Annotated in this window: 17 protein-coding genes; 11 read left to right on the top strand and 6 right to left on the bottom strand. The window is 70.1% G+C overall.

Annotated features, from left to right (window positions below; genetic code table 11):
• On the bottom strand, window positions 1-1,251 hold the full coding sequence (locus tag ACWGE0_RS21545; protein WP_452262669.1) for an FAD-dependent monooxygenase: 1,251 nt from the start codon (window positions 1,249-1,251) through the stop codon (window positions 1-3).
• A 54-nt stretch (window positions 1,252-1,305) separates the two neighbouring features.
• Here ACWGE0_RS21545 and ACWGE0_RS21540 point away from each other — a divergent pair, with 54 nt between their 5' ends.
• On the top strand, window positions 1,306-1,878 hold the full coding sequence (locus tag ACWGE0_RS21540; RefSeq protein WP_452262668.1) for a TetR/AcrR family transcriptional regulator C-terminal domain-containing protein: 573 nt from the start codon (window positions 1,306-1,308) through the stop codon (window positions 1,876-1,878).
• Between the two features lie 3 nt (window positions 1,879-1,881).
• Here ACWGE0_RS21540 and ACWGE0_RS21535 read toward each other — a convergent pair whose 3' ends face one another.
• A complete protein-coding gene (locus ACWGE0_RS21535) occupies window positions 1,882-2,253 on the bottom strand; it encodes a winged helix-turn-helix transcriptional regulator (protein WP_452262667.1) in 372 nt (123 codons plus the stop codon).
• Window positions 2,254-2,358: 105 nt separating this feature from the next.
• Here ACWGE0_RS21535 and ACWGE0_RS21530 point away from each other — a divergent pair, with 105 nt between their 5' ends.
• Complete coding sequence (locus tag ACWGE0_RS21530) at window positions 2,359-2,727, top strand: DoxX family protein (RefSeq protein WP_452262666.1); 369 nt, start codon at window positions 2,359-2,361, stop codon at window positions 2,725-2,727.
• 25 nt (window positions 2,728-2,752) lie between these two features.
• Window positions 2,753-3,385 (top strand): uridine kinase family protein, encoded by a 633-nt coding sequence (locus tag ACWGE0_RS21525; protein ID WP_452262665.1) that lies wholly within the window; start codon window positions 2,753-2,755, stop codon window positions 3,383-3,385.
• Here the strand turns inward: ACWGE0_RS21525 and ACWGE0_RS21520 are convergent.
• Window positions 3,363-3,872: a GNAT family N-acetyltransferase gene (locus ACWGE0_RS21520; RefSeq protein WP_452262664.1), complete on the bottom strand. Its 510-nt coding sequence runs from the start codon at window positions 3,870-3,872 to the stop codon at window positions 3,363-3,365. The two genes, ACWGE0_RS21525 and ACWGE0_RS21520, sit on opposite strands and share 23 nt — an antisense overlap.
• Window positions 3,869-4,858 carry a hypothetical protein gene (locus ACWGE0_RS21515; RefSeq protein WP_452262663.1) on the bottom strand — a complete coding sequence of 330 codons (990 nt, stop codon included), beginning with the start codon at window positions 4,856-4,858 and terminating at the stop codon, window positions 3,869-3,871. Before ACWGE0_RS21515 ends, ACWGE0_RS21520 begins: the two co-directional genes overlap by 4 nt.
• A gap of 127 nt (window positions 4,859-4,985) precedes the next feature.
• On the opposite strand from ACWGE0_RS21515, the gene ACWGE0_RS21510 reads away from it, so the two are divergent.
• The 3 genes from ACWGE0_RS21510 to ACWGE0_RS21500 all read left to right on the top strand — a co-directional run bounded on the left by ACWGE0_RS21510 (window position 4,986) and on the right by ACWGE0_RS21500 (window position 10,036).
• Window positions 4,986-5,558 (top strand): MerR family transcriptional regulator, encoded by a 573-nt coding sequence (locus tag ACWGE0_RS21510; protein WP_452262662.1) that lies wholly within the window; start codon window positions 4,986-4,988, stop codon window positions 5,556-5,558.
• On the top strand, window positions 5,555-7,894 hold the full coding sequence (locus ACWGE0_RS21505; RefSeq protein ID WP_452262661.1) for a VIT domain-containing protein: 2,340 nt from the start codon (window positions 5,555-5,557) through the stop codon (window positions 7,892-7,894). The genes ACWGE0_RS21510 and ACWGE0_RS21505 overlap by 4 nt, the downstream gene beginning before the upstream one ends.
• Before the next feature lie 204 nt (window positions 7,895-8,098).
• Entirely contained in the window at window positions 8,099-10,036 is a 1,938-nt protein-coding gene (locus ACWGE0_RS21500) for a GH36-type glycosyl hydrolase domain-containing protein (RefSeq protein WP_452262660.1), read from the top strand.
• Here the strand turns inward: ACWGE0_RS21500 and ACWGE0_RS21495 are convergent.
• On the bottom strand, window positions 10,011-10,682 hold the full coding sequence (locus ACWGE0_RS21495; protein WP_452262659.1) for an alpha/beta fold hydrolase: 672 nt from the start codon (window positions 10,680-10,682) through the stop codon (window positions 10,011-10,013). The genes ACWGE0_RS21500 and ACWGE0_RS21495 overlap by 26 nt on opposite strands.
• Before the next feature lie 55 nt (window positions 10,683-10,737).
• Between ACWGE0_RS21495 and ACWGE0_RS21490 the strand changes: the two genes are divergently transcribed.
• The 5 genes from ACWGE0_RS21490 (at window position 10,738) to ACWGE0_RS21470 (ending at window position 15,480) form a co-directional block, all read left to right on the top strand.
• Complete coding sequence (locus tag ACWGE0_RS21490; protein WP_452262658.1) at window positions 10,738-11,163, top strand: MarR family winged helix-turn-helix transcriptional regulator; 426 nt, start codon at window positions 10,738-10,740, stop codon at window positions 11,161-11,163.
• Between the two features lie 41 nt (window positions 11,164-11,204).
• Window positions 11,205-12,410: an NAD(P)/FAD-dependent oxidoreductase gene (locus ACWGE0_RS21485; RefSeq protein WP_452262657.1), complete on the top strand. Its 1,206-nt coding sequence runs from the start codon at window positions 11,205-11,207 to the stop codon at window positions 12,408-12,410.
• A gap of 63 nt (window positions 12,411-12,473) precedes the next feature.
• Window positions 12,474-13,874 (top strand): fatty acid desaturase, encoded by a 1,401-nt coding sequence (locus ACWGE0_RS21480; RefSeq protein ID WP_452262656.1) that lies wholly within the window; start codon window positions 12,474-12,476, stop codon window positions 13,872-13,874.
• Window positions 13,875-13,884: 10 nt separating this feature from the next.
• Window positions 13,885-14,496: a TetR family transcriptional regulator gene (locus tag ACWGE0_RS21475; RefSeq protein WP_452262655.1), complete on the top strand. Its 612-nt coding sequence runs from the start codon at window positions 13,885-13,887 to the stop codon at window positions 14,494-14,496.
• A 21-nt stretch (window positions 14,497-14,517) separates the two neighbouring features.
• Complete coding sequence (locus ACWGE0_RS21470; RefSeq protein ID WP_452262654.1) at window positions 14,518-15,480, top strand: SDR family NAD(P)-dependent oxidoreductase; 963 nt, start codon at window positions 14,518-14,520, stop codon at window positions 15,478-15,480.
• Window positions 15,481-15,490: 10 nt separating this feature from the next.
• On the opposite strand, the gene ACWGE0_RS21465 is transcribed toward ACWGE0_RS21470, so the two are convergent.
• Window positions 15,491-16,105, bottom strand: a complete 615-nt coding sequence (locus ACWGE0_RS21465) for a TetR/AcrR family transcriptional regulator (RefSeq protein ID WP_452262653.1) — start codon at window positions 16,103-16,105, stop codon at window positions 15,491-15,493.
• Window positions 16,106-16,166 lie beyond the last annotated feature (61 nt).

Genomic DNA, 16,166 nt, shown 5'->3' with positions numbered 1-16,166 from the left:
TCAGGCCAGATGTCCGTCCGGCCGCACGAGTCCCAGGTCGGTGGAGACGTGTTCACCGGTGCGCAGTCGCGAGAACAGCGTGCTGCCGTCGGGCAAGCGCAGGTTGCCGACGCGCTTGCCGGTTCCATAGGCGACACCGAGTCCGGACAGTCGTTCGGCGAGCTCCCGCGACATGTCCGGCGCGGTCGCGATCAACTGGCTCAGGACCGCGCGCAACGCCTGCCCTTCCGGGGAGAAGGTCGTGATCAGCGCGGTCTGGGCCCTGGTGTGCTCGAGCAGGTCCGCGCCGACCGGGTGCCGTTCGGAGTGATAGGTGTCCAGCAAAGCCTGGTCCGCTCGGCCGGTGACCACCGCGGCGAGCTTCCAGCCGAGGTTGTGCGCGTCCTGGATGCCCACGTTCATGCCGACGCCGCCAGTGGGGAAGTGCATGTGCGCCGCGTCCCCGGCCAGCAGGACATTGCCCTGACGGTAGGTCGCGGCCTGGCGGGTCGCGTTGCCGAACCTCGACAGCCACACCGGGTCGCGCATGCCGAAGTCGGTGCCGGCGATGCGTTTCACGGTCGTCCGCAGTTCGTCGAGGGTGAGTTCGCCTGGCCACTCCGGCCGGTTGGCCGCGGGATCTCCGCCGACCAGCCGGTGCAGCCCGCCCGGCAGCGGCACGACCATCAGGCCGCCGTCCGGGCCCGCGATGCCGGCGAACCCGCGCTCCGGTGGGGCGTCGAGCGTGACGTCGCCGAGCCAGCCCCACGTCGTCGGACCGGTGCCGGGGAAATCGATGCCGGCGGCCGTCCGGACGGTGCTGCGCGTTCCGTCGCAACCGACGACGTACCGCGCCTTCACGACCTCTCCGTCTGACAGCACAACGCCGTCGTCGGTCAACCCGGTGACCTCGCAGCCCCGGCGGATGGTCGCGTCCATCTGCTGAGCGCGCGCTTCGAGCAGTTCTTCCGTGCGCGCCTGCACCAGGACGAGCGTGAACGGGTAGGGCGTGTCCAGCACCGAGAAGTCGAGCCGGGCCGGCAGGCCCGCGAAGTGCCCGTTCGGAATCCGGATGCCCTCCTCCAGGAACGGTTCCACGACCCCGCGGCTGTCGAACACCTCGAGCGTGCGCGGGTGGATCGTGAGCGCCTTCGAGTTCGGATCCCGCTCCTGCCTGGACTCCAGCACCGTGACCGACGCTCCGCCCAGCCTCAGTTCCCCGGCGAGCCACAACCCGGCCGGGCCCGCCCCGACCACCACGACGTCCTGCATGCCACACCTCTCTTGGTCACTGACCAATGCCCTCCCTTCGAGTAGACTTGGTCAGTGACCAAGAGTCAAGCGGATGTAGTGCGGGCCGCAGTGGAGCTCCTCGACGAGGAGGGCGCGGGAGCCGTGACGTTGCGCGCCATCGCCCGCCGCCTTGGCGTGCACATGAACTCCGTCGTGTGGCACGCCCGCAGCAAGGTCCGCCTGGAGGAGTTGATGGCCGACGCGATCGTTGCCGGCACCTCGCTCGACGGCCTCCCGGACGACTGGCGCGCCCGCGCCACCGAGATCGCCCGCCGGTATCGCGGTGCTCTGCTCGCGCACCGCGACGGCGCGTCCGTGGTGGCCGGTACCTACGCGAACGAGCCTGCGACGCTCGACGTCGCAGAGGCGCTCGTGTCCGCGCTGCTCGATGGCGGACTGTCCGAACGGGACGCCGCGTGGACGTGCTGGGGCGTCATCTACTTCATCCTCGGCCTGTGCCAGGAGGAACAGGCGTTGCCGCGCCGTTCGTCCGGTGACCTCACGCCGGGGGAGCGGCCAGGGCTGGAGAAGGTGCTGCCGTTCCTCGCGGAGGAGTCCTTTGAGGAGCGGTTCGAGTTCGGCGTGGCCAAGTTCCTCGCCGGGTGACCGTTACCGGTGGCTGCCGCGGTTGGCGTTGATCTCGTCGCGGTGGGCGATGGCCCACTCGGCGAGCGCGATCACCAACGGCACCAGCGTCTTGCCCAGCTCGGTCACCTCGTACTCGACGCGTGGTGGCACCTCCGGGTACGCCGTGCGGCTGACCAGGCCGTCCTCGACGAGGTGCTTCAACGTCAGCGTGAGCATGCGCTGCGAGATGCCGGTGATCCCCTTCTCCAGCTCGCCGAAGCGCAGCGGGCCGGTCCGCAACGCGCCGATGACCAGCAGGCTCCACTTGTCGCTGATGCGGTCGAGCACCTCCCGGACCGCGCCGCCGTCGTTCATCGGCGGCGGACAGGTGTCCGACTGCGTGAGCCCTGTCACAGCACACCCCGCTTTCCTGGACACATACATCGATGTGCCTTTTGCAGCGCTTCAAAACTTACAGACCATGAGGCTACGCACAACTCGTAAGGATTGGAGACTGCGGTGAACATCGCGTTGTGGGTGGTGCAGGGTCTGCTGGCGGCGGTCTACCTGGCGGCGGGCGTCATGAAGCTGGTGCGTCCGCGGGAACAGATGGTGGCCTCCGGCAACTTCGACTGGGCGAAGGACATGTCGGACGCGGCCGTGAAGGGGATCGGTGCCGTCGAGGTGCTGGGTGCGCTCGGCCTGGTCCTGCCGCAACTGACCGGCATCGCACCGGTGCTCACCCCGATCGCGGCCGTCGGGCTGGTCATCGTGCAGGTGTTGGCGGCAAGGGTGCACCTGAAGCTGGGTGAGACGAAGTCGTTGCCGGTCAACGTGGTCCTGCTGCTGTTGGCCGCGTTCGTGGCGGTCGGGCGGTTCGCGGGCTGACGCGCGGCGGTGCAGGATCGCGGGTATGCGGTTGCACGAGGGCGAGGTCGAGGCCACGGGCTGGCGGGTCGAGAAGCTGTCCGTGGTGGTGCAGCGACTCGTGGGCCCGAGACGTCCGTTCCTCGTCGCGATCGACGGCCGTGGCGGCGCAGGGAAGTCCACCCTCGTCGAACGCCTGCGGAAGCTCGTCCCGGCGTCCGCGGTCGTGCACACCGACGACGTCGCCTGGAACCAGGCGTTCTTCGACTGGGGAGACCTCCTGGCCGAGAACGTCCTGGCGCCGCTGCGTCACGGTGAGGCGGTGGAGTTCCGGCCGCCTGCCTGGATCGAGCACGACCGGCCCGGCGCGATCCGCCTCCCGGCGGGGATGGACGTCGTGTGGATCGAGGGCACCGGAATCATCCGCGAGGAGCTTTCGGAGTGGATCGACGCCTCGATCTGGATCCAGGGTGATCTGGACGAGCAGGAACGCCGGCTCGTGGCACGGGACGGCGACTCGGAGGCCCAGCAACGGCACGTCACCGCGTGGCTGGCCGAGGAGCTGCCGTTCCTGCGCCGCGAACGTCCGTGGGAGAAGGCGACGATCGTGGTGGCCGGCACGGCCGAACTCCGCCATGACCCCGAAACCGAGGTCGTCACAGCTCCTTGTGGAAGATGAGGAAGTCGCACGGGCAGGCGAGCTGCGGGGCCAGTTCCGGGAAGGCCCCACCGAAGTCGTCCGTGCGCACGACCTGATAGCCGATGCGCGTGTACCAGTCCCGCAGGAAGTCCTTGACGGGATGAGACCAGGTCCGCGGCACCAGGAGCTCCAGCTGCATCCGCGACAGACCGCGCTCGCGGGCCCAGCGCTCGGCGAACGACACGAGGTCCCTGCCGAGGCCGGTACCGCGTTCCTCCGGGGCGGCGACGAGCATGCCGAACTCACCCGTGCTGTCGTCCAGCTGCTGGATGCGCACCGAGCCCACGACGCGCTCGTCCGACCGGGCCACCCAGATCTGCCCGGCCTGAACGAGTTCCGCCATCTCGGCTTCGCTGGTCCGCTCGGCGCCGCCGGCCCACAGCCCCTTCTCGGCGTCGGCGTACACCCGGTTCACCAGCGTGGCGATCTCCGCCGCGAGCTCGACGCCGGCCGGGGCGACGGTCACCACGGCGCCGGTTGGGTGGTCTCCGCCAGCTTGTCGGCGTGCTGGAGCACTCCCAGTTCGCGCAACATCCGGTCGCGCTGCGCCGGGTCGTGCGCGACGTGCGAGAGGTGCAGGGCCTTGCGCAGACGAGCTTTCCGCCACGGCGTCCACCGGCTGGCCAGCGCCAGCTTCGCCGCCCGCAGCGCTGCCCGGTCGCGGGTGCGCGCGAGGGCGTCGCGGTGGTCGTTGCCCAGGCCCAGCAACGAGAGCAGGCGCTCCCGCAGCTCACGGCCGACTCGCGCCCAGGTCGTCGTGCGCTGACGTGCGGCGCGGATCTCGATGCCCAGCGCCAGGTGCAGCATCACCAGGCCCAGCACCGGTCCGAGCAGGACGCGGGCGGTACCCGCGACGGGTCCGGACAGGCTGAGGGCGGCGAACGCGGCGAACGCCGTCAGCGCCCACGCCACCAGGCGCGCCGGGCCAGGACGGCCGTCTCGGCGCACCCCGCCGCGCATCGCCCAGCCACACGCGATCAGCGCCGCCTCCATGACGGAGAACAGGATGACCCGCTCGACGGTGTCGGTGATGCCCAGGCGCTGCTCGAAGAACCGCCACGAGGTGTCCACGCTGACCCCGATGCTCAGGGCCGCGACCGCGTAGAAACCCTTGGCACCAGCGGGTTTGGCGGCCTCGACCGGAGCAGGCTCGACTGGCTCGGGAACGGCGCCGTCGGCCTCGTCCATCTTCGCGATCAGTTCCGGTGTCAGCAGCACGTGGCCGCCGGTGTCGGTCACACCGTTGCGAGCGCGCCATTCGTTCACGATCGGCGCGGTGTAAGGCCTGCTGGGCGGCTGTTGGCCGTGCTTGTACAGCCACCGGCGCACGTCTTCGACGGTGCAGCCACGCGGCATGTGTTCCAGCGCGTACTGGATCTGCGCTTTCTTGGTCTTCAGACGGCCTAAAGCGGTGTCGTGGCCGGTGATCATCCCGACCTCGTCCGTGGTCACTCGTGCTCTCCATCCCTCAGTCGGTGTGCAGGGGGCACGCGACGCGCGGACCCTACCGCGCCGCCGAACATGATCATCTTTAAGATGGACGTTGACACTGTCACGGTTGCAGTGTCACTATCGAGTGGTGTGGACGCTCGACGAGTTGCTGGACCGCGTTTCCGCCGCACTGACGGCGGAGTACTCGGGCGCGCCCAACGGTCGCGTGCGGGACGTGCCCGACCGGCGGGCTGTCCGCTGGTACGCGACGACCGGGCTGGTGGACCGGCCGTCCGCGATGCGCGGCCGCACCGCGCTGTACGGGAAACGCCACCTGCTCCAGCTCGTGGCCGTGAAGAGACTGCAGTCGGAGGGGAGGACGCTGGCCGAGATCCAGATCGAGCTCGCGGGCGCCGCCGACACGGCGCTGGCGACCATCGCCCGCGTTCCCGAACGACTGCTCGAGTCCGCTGATCCGCCACCTCAGGAGGCCGTCCGGCCGCGGTTCTGGGCCGAACCCGCCGCCGCACCAGCTGCGGCACCACCTGCGCCCGCGCAGGCGGCTCCGTTGAACGGGGTGGCGCTCGGCGGAGGCGCTGTCCTCCTGGTTCCGGGTTCGCCGACTGCCGCCGACATCGCGGACATCGCCACCGCCGCACAGCCGTTGCTCGACCTGCTCGCCGCCCGTGGTCTGCTCACGAACGAAAGGGAATCGTCATGACCTTCTCCGTCGCCCCGATGAAGTCCGCAGAGGGGGACCGGATCGGCTGGACGACCGAGGACGCGGGTCTCGGCGCGCTGCGCACCGAGCGCGGCAACCTGCCGTTGGAGCGCCTCGACGTGCGGGCGGCGATCACCGGGCTGGTCGGCCGCGTCGTGCTGACGACCGGCTTCGTGAACTCCCACGACACGGCTCTCGAAGCGACGTACGTGTTCCCGCTGCCGGACCGCGCCGCCGTCACCGGCATGAAGATGACCGCGGGCGACCGCACCGTCGACGCCGAGCTGCAGGAACGCGGTGCCGCTCGCCAGGCTTACGACGACGCGATCGCGGCAGGCCGAAGAGCGTCCATCGTCGAGGAGGAACGGCCCGACGTCTTCACCATGCGGGTCGGAAACATCCCGGCGGGCGAACGCGTCACCGTCGAGCTGAGCCTGGTGGGGCCGCTGGTGTTCGAGGACGGCGCGGCCACGTTCCGGTTCCCGCTGGTGGTGGCGCCGCGGTACGTGCCGGGCACGCCGCTGCCAGGGCCGTCCGTCGGTGACGGGTACGCCGAGGACACGGACCTGGTGCCGGACGCCTCCCGGATCACGCCGCCGGTGCTGCTGCCGGGGTTCCCGAACCCGTTGCGGCTCCAGATCGGCGTGGAGATCGACCCCGCCGGCCTCGAGCTCGGCGAGGTGCGGTCGAGCCTGCACACGGTCGTGTCCGAGGGCAACACGGTGACGGTCGTGCCGGGTGAACGCGTCGACCGCGACTTCGTGCTGCGTCTGGCGTACGCGGGCAACAGCTCCGCGGCCGTGTGTGTGCCTGATCCCGCTGGCGATGAGGGCACCTATCAGCTCACGGTGCTGCCGCCGGACCTTTCCGTCCCCGTGCGTCCTCGCGACGTCGTGCTGCTGCTGGACCGGTCCGGCAGCATGTCGGGCTGGAAGATGGTCGCGGCCAGGCGAGCGGCGGCCCGCATCATCGACACGCTGACCAACGACGACAGGTTCTCCGTGATCACCTTCGACCACAGCGTCGAACGGCCACTGGAACTCGGGAACGGACTCGTCACGGCCACCGACCGCCACCGGTTCCGCGCCGTCGAGCACCTGGCGGCGGTCCAGGCTCGCGGTGGGACCGAGATGTTCGCGCCGTTGAGGGATGGCCTGAACCTCCTCTCCGACGTCCGCGAAGGCCGTGACCCCGTCCTGGTGCTGGTCACGGACGGGCAGGTCGGCAACGAGGACCAGCTCCTGCGCGACATCGCACCGGTGATCAACCGGACGCGCGTGCACGCCGTCGGCATCGACACCGCCGTGAACGCGGGCTTCCTCGGCCGGTTGGCCGCTCAGGGCGCCGGCCGTTGCGAGCTGGTGGAGAGCGAGGACCGCCTGGACGAGGCGATGGCCCACATCCAGCGCCGTATCGGCGCGCCGGTGGTCACCGACGTGGTGGTGTCACCCGAGTCGTCGCTGCCCAAGCAGCCCACGGCCATCTATCCCGGTGTGCCACTGGTCGCCTTCGGCCGGTACAGCGGGCCGGCGCCGGACTCCTTCACCGTGCGCGGCCGGACCAGGGACGGCGCGGACTGGCGGGAAACGGTCGCCGCACAGCACCACACGTCGCCCGCGGTCCGGGCGCAATGGGCTCGCGCGGCGCTGCGTGACCTCGAAGACCGGTACGCGACCGGCGACAGGGCGGTGGAGCCGACGATCGTCCAGACGTCACTGCGTTTCGGCGTGTTGTGCCGCTTCACCGCGTTCGTCGCGGTGGACGAGCGCGTCGTGTCCGACGGCGAGGTGCACCGGGTGGTGCAGCCGGTCGAGCAGCCCTCGGGCTGGGAACTCGCCGCTCCGCCGTTCGCCGCCGCGCCGATGGTCAGCTACGCCTCGGCACCCGGTGGCGGGTACGGCGGCGGACCACGCGCCGCGTTCGACGGCGTTGCCGCACCGCCGCCCCCAGCGCCCCAGGCCGCTGCTGGTCGTACCCGGAGCCGGAACCGCGGGGGACCCTCCGCGCCGAAGATGATGCCCGCCCCGGCTCCGGTGCCTTCGCCGGACGACCCGGCGCAGCTGCGGGAGATCGCGGCGGTGGAGGTGCGGCGCCTGGAGCAGGACGCTGGACGGCCCGACTGGGAACGCCGTGAGCTGCTCGCCGACCTGGCCAGCCGGCTCGGCATCCTGGTCGCGGCTCGGCAAGGCTCCGCGTACGAGCCGTTGCGGCGCCTGGTCGCCGAACTCACCGCGGGGGGAGACGTCGCCCAGCTGTGGGCACGGGCTGAGCAGGTGCTGCGGGAGTTCGCTGAACAGCCCGCCGCACCGGAGCGCCGCCGGTCGTTCTGGCGCTGAACGGCTAGTGGCGCGCCCCGGAACGTTGGCGGGTAATTCACGCTCAGCAGGGCGCCTCGCGGCACCGCCCCCACGCCCCCGTACAACCAGTACGAAGACGTGGGGGCGGCACCACGATGCACCCGTCTGACCGCGAATTCCCTCGGCAACCTTCCGGTGCGCACCACTTGCCCGCCCGCACGTCCCAACGGAACGCTGGGACGCGTGAGCGAGTTCGGGGAGTGGACGACAGCCGAGGGCCTGCCCGCGTTCGAATACCGGGCAGGCCCCGAGCCGTGGGATCCGATCCTCGACCCGCCGACGTCGTTGCACCGGGTGCACGTCGGCAACCGCCGGATCACCCTGGTGGCCGGCAGCGACGGGCTGTTCAGCGTGTGGGACGAGCACCTCGGGTGCCGGTGGATCGCCGAACACACTGGCGTTGGCCGGTTCGGTGCGTTGTCCACGGATGCCGCCGCGGCGAAGCTGTTCGGGCCGACGTTCTGCCGCGTGTCGGTGGCTGGGGACGGGGCCGAGATCGAACGCACGGTGCTGTGCCCTGAAGGCGAATTACCGTGGGTGCTGATCAAGGTCGACGTGGCCAACCGGGGCGAGGCGGTGCTGCGCCGGACGTTGACCGAGGAATGGGTGGTGCGCCAGCGCGAGGTGAACCTGGAGTTCGGTCCTTCGCGTGACGACGTGCTGGACGACGGACCCGTTGTGGCACTGGAACAGTGCGGCGGCGAACGGGTGCAGACCACCGCTGGCTCGTTGACCATCGCCGTCGAACTCGAACTGCCACCCGGCGCCCAGACGACGGTGTGGTTCCGCTTCGGTCTCCTCAACGACCCAATGGACCCGGCCGCCGTGTACACCGAAAGCCTTGCCGCACTACGAGATCGCCTCCCGTCGGTGACGCCCGAGATCACCTGGCACGCGGCCCTGCTCACCGGCGGCGCCTGCGTCGACGGCGTGCTCGGCGGCCACACCCTGAACCAGGGCTCCGCCTACTCGTTCCGCCACGGGTTCAACGGCGCGGCAAGGGATCCGCTGCAGCACGCGCTCCCGCTCGTCCACCTCGAACCGGACCTGGCGCTGTCGGTCCTGCGCAACACCTGCGCCTGGGGCAGCCCGGACGGCGACCTGCCGTACGCGCTCGACGGCCGCAAGCAGCCGTGGGCGGGGGTGTTCCGGCCGTCCGACCAGAACCTGTGGGCGCTCTGGCTGGCCGCCGAGTACGCGGCGGCGACCGATGACCTCGCCGCGTTCGCCGACCCGGTGCCGTACCACCCGTGCCACGGCGCCGATCCGGTGCCGCTCGGCGAGAACCTGCGGCGCCAGTTCAGGTTCTTCGTCGACGAGGTGGGCGTGGGCGAGCACGGGCACGTCCGCATCCTCAACGCCGACTGGAACGACCTCGCCGTCAGCGAGTCCGGAGTGGACCGCGACCTGATGATCGAACGCGGCGAGTCGGTGCTCAACTCGGCGATGGCCGCCTGGGTGCTCCCGGTGTACGCGAGCCTGGCCGAGCGACTCGGTGATGACGCCACCGCGACGGAAGCCCGCGAGCGCGCGGCTGTTCTTCGCGAACGGGTGGCGGGAGAGTGGAACGGCCGATGGTTCCGGCGTGCGCACGCCCCCGGCGGTGGCCTGATCGGCGATCACGACCTGTGGCTGGAGGTGCAGCCGTGGGCGATCCTGTGCGGCGCGGCCACGGCGGACCAGGCACGGGCGTTGCTCAGGACGATCGACGAAACCTGCCGGGCCGACTCACCTCTCGGCGCGCGGCACCGCTGGCCGACCGCGCTCGGCCAGGTGTGGTTCTCGGTCAACATGACGCTGATCTGGGCAGCGGCCCGCCACGACCCGGATCTGGCGTGGGACGAGTGGCGGCGCATGTCCCTGCACGCGCACACCGCCGCCTACCCCGGCACGTGGACGGGCACGTTGTCCGGCCCCGACTGCTACCTCGCGCCGGACAGCGATCGGCCCGGCGAGACGTGGGCGCTGCCCGACCACGGCGTCGCGATGCAGGCCTACCCCGTCTCCAACCTGCACAGCCACGCCCAGCCGTTGCTCGCCTACCTGCGGTTGCTCGGCGTCGAACCCACCGCGGACGGCACGATGCGGCACCGGTTCACCGGAGGTCGAGCAGCGCCGTGAGCAGGACCTCGGGCGTCTCGACCTGGGGCAGGTGGCCGGTGCGGGGGAGCAGGGTGAACGTCGCCGACGGGATCGCGGCGGCGTAGGCCTTGCCGTAGCCGGGGTCGACGATGCGGTCGCTCTCGCCCCACAGCACGTGGACGGGCACGCGCACGTCGCCGAGCCGTTCGAGCAACGTGGGATCGGACATGGACGGGCCGGTGTAGCCGATGAGCGCCTGCACGTCCGGGCTCGGGCCAGAGCCGGCCGGTGGCGCAAGAGCAGGGTCGTGCCACGACAGCGCGCGGATCTCGGCGAGGCTGAAGCCGCTGATGTCGGTCATCGGGTGGCCGTCGACCTCGACGCCGATCCCGTTGACGATCACCACGCTGCTCACGCGCGGGCTGGCCAGCAGCGCGATCTCGGCGGCCAGCCAGCCTCCGAACGAGTTGCCGAGCACGGTCACGTTCGTCAGGTCCCGCTGGTCGAGCATCGCGACGTAGTGCTGCGCGAGGTCGGAGACGCTGGTCAGGCCGGCTTTGGGGGTGCCGCCGAAACCGGGGTGGGTGGGGGCCAGCACCTGCGAGTGGGTGCGTTCGGTCAGCAGGTCCGCGAACGCCGTCATCGTGGGAGCGCCGCCACCGCCGTGCAGAAGCAAGTAGGTCATGTAAGGAACCTTAGGTAAGGATACTTATATAAGCAAGGTGGTTAAGATCCCGGTTGTGAAGCACCGTCCCGCTGACGTCGCGCTCGCCGTGAAGCGCCTGCAGCACCGCCACCACCGCGCGCTGAGTCAGGCGTTGGCGCCGCTCGGGCTCTCTCTCGTGCAGTGGGACACGCTGCGCCACCTGCACCGGCAGCCGGACGCCTCGCTGCACGACCTCGCGTTGCTGACCTTCCAGACCGACCAGTCCTTCGGTTCCCTGGCGGTGCGGATGGCCGAGCGCGGGCTGATCGAGCGCGTTCCGGGTCCAGGGCGGGCCGTGCGTCACCGGCTCACCGACGAGGGGGCGCGGCTGCGGGCCGAGGGGCAGGACGCGGCGGATGGTGTCATCGAGTCCTCGTTCAGCGCGCTGTCCGCCGCGCAGCTCCAGCAACTGGGTGACCTGCTGGACGCCGCGCTCGGTGGCGGCTTGGCGGATCAATAGTCCGTTGTGCGAACGGGTCGTGTGGCCCATACGGTCGAGTTGTGATCGTGGTGGTGGGAGCGGGCCTGGCTGGGCTGAGCGCGGCGCTGGAACTGACCGCCGCCGGCGCGGAGGTCACCGTGCTGGAGGCGGGCGACGAGGTGGGCGGCCGCGTGCGGACGGACGTCGTCGACGGCGTGCGGTTCGACCGGGGCTTCCAGATCATGCTGCCCGCCTACCCCGAGCTGGAGCGGCTGGACCTGGGGCCGTTTCCCTTGCGGCACTTGCGACCTGGCGTGTTCGTGCACGACAACGGCCGTCACGACCTGCTCGCCGACCCGCGTACCGGATCGGCGGCGTGGGACGGGATGTTCCGTCAGCACGTCCTGGGTGCTCGCGACCTGGCCGCGCTGGCCGCGTTCTCGGCGCGGGACGCGTTCGGGCCCGCGCGGCCGCTGCTCATCGCGCCCGACCGCCCCACGTGCGACGAGCTGCGATCTCTTGGGGTCACCGATCGCGCGCTGGAGGCGGTCTTCCGGCCGTTCCTCTCGGGCGTGTTCCTGGAACGGGAGCTGACGACGTCGTCGCGGTTCTTCCACCTGGTGTGGCGCAGCTTCGCCCGTGGCGGCGCGGCTGTTCCCGCGCTCGGCATGGGTGAGCTGCCGAAGGCGCTGGCGGCGAAGTTGCCGGAGGGGACCGTGCAGCTGGAGACCGTCGTGCGGGCCGTGCAGGACCACGGGGTGGATCTCGAGGGTGGCGGGCACGTGGCCGCCGACGCGGTCGTGGTGGCGACGGACGGCACTACCGCGGCCAGGTTGCTGCCGGGACTGGCCGAACCCCGGTGGAACGGCGTGACCACCTGGTACTTCCGGCCGCCGCGATCACCGTTGCGGGACGGTTGCCTGGTGGTCGACGCGAACGGCGGGCCGGTCGTGAACACCGCCGTGATGTCGGAGGTCTCGCGCCCGTACTCGCCGCATGCCCCGCTCGTGCAGGCCACGGTGCTGGGCGAGGCGTCCGAAGTGGACGTTCGCGAACACCTGAACCGCTTGTACGGCACGGACACCAGTCGTTGGGAGGTCCTGCGGAGGTACGAGATCGAACGGGCGCTTCCGTCGATGGACGCGCCACACCGGCTGCGGCAGTCCGTACGCGCGGGCGGACGTCGTTACGTGTGCGGCGACCACCGCGACACCAGCTCGATCCAGGGTGCGCTGCACTCGGGCCGCCGGGCTGCCCGTGCGGTACTGGCCGAGGTTTACAACTAACCGCCTCTTGTCAAATGGGCTTTACAATCCCTATCGTTCTGTCAACCTCCCGAGGAGTGTGGCATGAGCGACAAGAAGGCAACGGTGCCCGTCGGCTCAACCGAGCAGTGGACGGACCGCAAGCGCTACCTGTGGTTGCTGGGACTGGTCGTGCCGTCCCTGGCGTTCCTGGCGATGGGGCTGCACGCGCTGACCGGCTGGGGCGTGTGGTTCTGGATCGGCCCGATCGTGATCCTGATCATCGTCCCGGCCATCGACCTCGTCGCCGGGCTCGACCGCGCCAACCCGCCCGACGACGTGCTCGAGCGGCTGGAGAACGACCGCTACTACCGCTGGATCACCTATCTGTTCCTGCCGATCCAGTACGTCGGGTTCGTGGTGGCGTTCTGGCTGATCGCGCGCGGGGATCTGTCCGTGGTGGACAAGATCGGCCTCGCCGTGTCGATCGGGTGCATCGGCGGCATCGGCATCAACACCGCGCACGAGCTCGGCCACAAGAAGGAGAGCCACGAGCGCTGGCTGTCCAAGATCGCGCTCGCGCAGAGCTTCTACGGGCACTTCTACATCGAGCACAACCGCGGCCACCACGTGCGCGTCGCCACCCCGGAGGACCCGGCGAGCAGCCGGGTGGGGGAGAGCTTCTACCGGTTCTGGCCGCGGACCGTCTTCGGGTCGCTGAAGTCGGCGTGGCGGCTCGAACGCAAGCGCTACGGGCGGCGTGACCGGCACCCGTTCCGGCTGGGCAACGACGTGCTGAACGCGTGGCTGATGTCGGCGGTGCTGTGGGCGGCGATGATCGCGTGGCTGGGCATGGGCATCCTGCCGTTCCTGGTGATCCAGGCGGTGATCGGGTTCTCGCTGCTCGAGGTCGTGAACTACATGGAGCACTACGGGATGCTGCGGCAGAAGGTGGGCGCCCCGGACCGCCGCCGGTACGAACGCGTCGATCCCAGCCACAGCTGGAACTCCAACAACATCGCCACCAACGTCCTGCTGTACCACCTGCAGCGGCACAGCGACCATCACGCCAATCCGACGCGGCGCTACCAGACGTTGCGGGACTACGCCGAGTCGCCGGTGCTGCCGACCGGGTACGCCGGGATGATCCTGCTGGCGCTCGTGCCGCCGTTGTGGCGCCGTGTGATGGACCCGCGGGTGCACGCCCACTTCGGTGGCGACATCGCGCTGGCCAACATCCAGCCGGGCAAGCGCGCGAAGGTCCTCGCGCGGTACGGCGGAGTCGGTGTGCGAGAGGAAGTCGTCGCCGACACTCGCGGCGATGCGACGGCGGGCGGGATGTGTCCCGGTTGCGGGTACGTCTACGACGAGCAGACCGGTGATCCACGAGAAGGCTTCCCCGCTGGTACGCCCTGGTCGGCGATCCCGGACTCCTGGTGCTGCCCGGACTGCGGAGTGCGGGAGAAGATCGACTTCGTGGAGCAGGGCCGGGTGAGCACCGCCTAGGATCGTGGTCATGAGCGGGACATCTCCAGCCGCGGGCGGTCAGCGCCGCCAGCCGATCATCGAGGCGGCGATCGAGATGACCGCGAAAACGGGCTGGGCCGCGGTCACCATGACGCGGCTCGCCGAGCACGTCGGGGTGAGCCGCCAGACCGTCTACAACGAGATCGGCTCCAAGAACGCGCTCGCCGACGCCATGCTCGCGCACGAGCTAGACAGGTTCCTCACCGCGATCCGCGACGCGTTCGACCGGCACGCCGACAACCTCGTCGAGGCGATCTACGACGCGGTGCGCGACGTGCTCGAACTCGCCGGCGACAACCTCCTGGTCCGCGCCATCGCCTCGGCGACGCACGGCGCGGACACCGAACTGGTGCCGCTGCTGACCACCCACGCCGAAACCCTGCTCGCCGACGTCAAGGCGATGCTCGCCGAGCGGGTCGAGGTGTACCGGCCGGCGTTGACGAAGGACCAGATCGACGTCCTCATCGACATCGTCACCCGGACGGTGCTCAGCCACGTCGTCCAGCCGTCCGGAACCCCGGCAGGCACCGCCGACGGGCTTGCCTGGCTCGCATCGCGGGTACTGGAGGAGCCGGCGAGGAAACCGCTTCGCTACGGCTGAGACGAACGAGCAGGAGATGCAATGAGCGGAATGTCCCGCGTGCTCGACACCATCTCGGACCGGCTCGTGATCCCCGGCTACTCGAAGCTGGGGTACCAGCTCCGCAAACGCACCTGGCCTGCCGACGATCCGCAACCGGGCGTGCTGCTCGGAGGTCTCGCCGTCGTCACCGGCGCGGGTTCGGGACTCGGCAAGGCGACCGCGCTGGGCCTGGCCCGCCTCGGTGCCGCGGTGGTGCTGGTGGTGCGCGACGAGGCCAAGGGTGAGGCCGCCCGCGCGGAGATCATCGCCGAGGTGCCGGCGGCCGTCGTCCTGATCCGGCGTTGCGACGTGTCGAGCCTGGACTCCGTGCGCCACTTCGCCGGCGAGATGCTGCAGGAGTTCGAACGCGTCGACGTCCTGGTGCACAACGCGGGTGTCATGCCGCCGGAACGCACCACCACCGCGGACGGGCACGAGCTGACGTTCGCCACGCACGTGCTCGGCCCGTTGCTGCTGACCGATCTGCTGCGTTCTTTGCTCGCTGCGTCACCAGATCCACGAGTCGTGCTCGTGTCGTCAGGCGGTATGTACACCCAGCGTCTCCGCGCCGACGACCCCGAATACCGCGAAGGCGAGTACCGCGGTGCGACAGCATATGCCCGCACGAAACGCATGCAGGTCACGCTCGTGCCTCTGCTTGCCGAACGGTATGCGCCCAACGGCATCGGCGTGCACGGCATGCACCCCGGCTGGGCCGACACGCCAGGAGTTGCCGGCTCGCTGCCGGGATTTCACCGCCTGACCAAGGGATTCCTGCGCAACGCCGAGGAAGGCGCGGACACCGTCGTCTGGCTGTCCGCGACCAGTCCCGCACCTCGCAGCGGCCGCTTCTGGCACGACCGGCGCGAACGCCCCACGCACTACCTGCCCGCCACGGGAGAGAAGCGCGAGGACGTCAACGCGTTGTGGGCCTACTGCACGAACGCGACGGGGATCTCCTAGTGCCACGGCACTAGCCGCGCAGGTAGCGCGTCACCATGTCGACGAGCTCGTTCTCGACCGTCTCGATCGCGGCGGTCTCCGGGAAGGCCGCGAGCCGGTGCGTGTTCAGCTCCACGGTGAACACGATGAGTTCGACGGCGATGTCGAGGTTCCGCACGTGGACGTCGGGATGCCGGGCAAACACGTCACGGACCTGAGCGACGCGCTGTGCACTGTGCCGCGTGATGGTGTCGCGCAGCTCCTGCGAGAACTGGCCCTCCTCGACCATGATCCGGAGCAGCTGGGGATCGTCGCGGTGGTTGTCGATCGCGTCGCGGACCAGCGCTCGCACCACCGCCTCCAGCGTTCCCGGCGAGAGGTCGACCTCCTCGGCGTGCTTCCAGCTGCCGCGGTCGACGTGTCGCACCAGCAGTTCGGCGAGGATCGCGTCCTTGTTCGGGAAGTACTGGTACAGCGAGCCGATCGAGATGCGGGCGTGTTCGGCGATGCGGTTGGTGGTGCCGGCGGCGTACCCGTGCTCGCTGAAAACGTGAGCAGCCGCGGTCAGGATGCGGTCGCGGGTGAGCTCCGCCCGGACCTGCCGAGGCTTGCGACGTGGCTCTAGATGGCGGTCGGCCGACGGCATGGTGTCCTCCTCAGGGCCCTCGAAAAGCGAGTACCCAATACCTGAGCAAAAGCTCATAATA

This window comes from Lentzea sp. NPDC054927, assembly GCF_053610285.1.
Note: the sequence above shows the minus strand (reverse complement) of the source record. Positions and strands in the feature narration are given on the sequence as shown.

Bases quoted from the DNA above. Each gene is read 5' to 3' on its own strand.
- ACWGE0_RS21475 (WP_452262655.1), top strand. From the start codon at position 13,885: ATGAGCGGGACATCTCCAGCCGCGGGCGGTCAGCGCCGCCAGCCGATC.
- ACWGE0_RS21480 (WP_452262656.1), top strand. From the start codon at position 12,474: ATGAGCGACAAGAAGGCAACGGTGCCCGTCGGCTCAACCGAGCAGTGG.
- ACWGE0_RS21505 (WP_452262661.1), top strand. From the start codon at position 5,555: ATGACCTTCTCCGTCGCCCCGATGAAGTCCGCAGAGGGGGACCGGATC.
- ACWGE0_RS21545 (WP_452262669.1), bottom strand. From the start codon at position 1,251: ATGCAGGACGTCGTGGTGGTCGGGGCGGGCCCGGCCGGGTTGTGGCTC.
- ACWGE0_RS21495 (WP_452262659.1), bottom strand. From the start codon at position 10,682: ATGACCTACTTGCTTCTGCACGGCGGTGGCGGCGCTCCCACGATGACG.
- ACWGE0_RS21465 (WP_452262653.1), bottom strand. From the start codon at position 16,105: ATGCCGTCGGCCGACCGCCATCTAGAGCCACGTCGCAAGCCTCGGCAG.
- ACWGE0_RS21525 (WP_452262665.1), top strand. From the start codon at position 2,753: ATGCGGTTGCACGAGGGCGAGGTCGAGGCCACGGGCTGGCGGGTCGAG.
- ACWGE0_RS21470 (WP_452262654.1), top strand. From the start codon at position 14,518: ATGAGCGGAATGTCCCGCGTGCTCGACACCATCTCGGACCGGCTCGTG.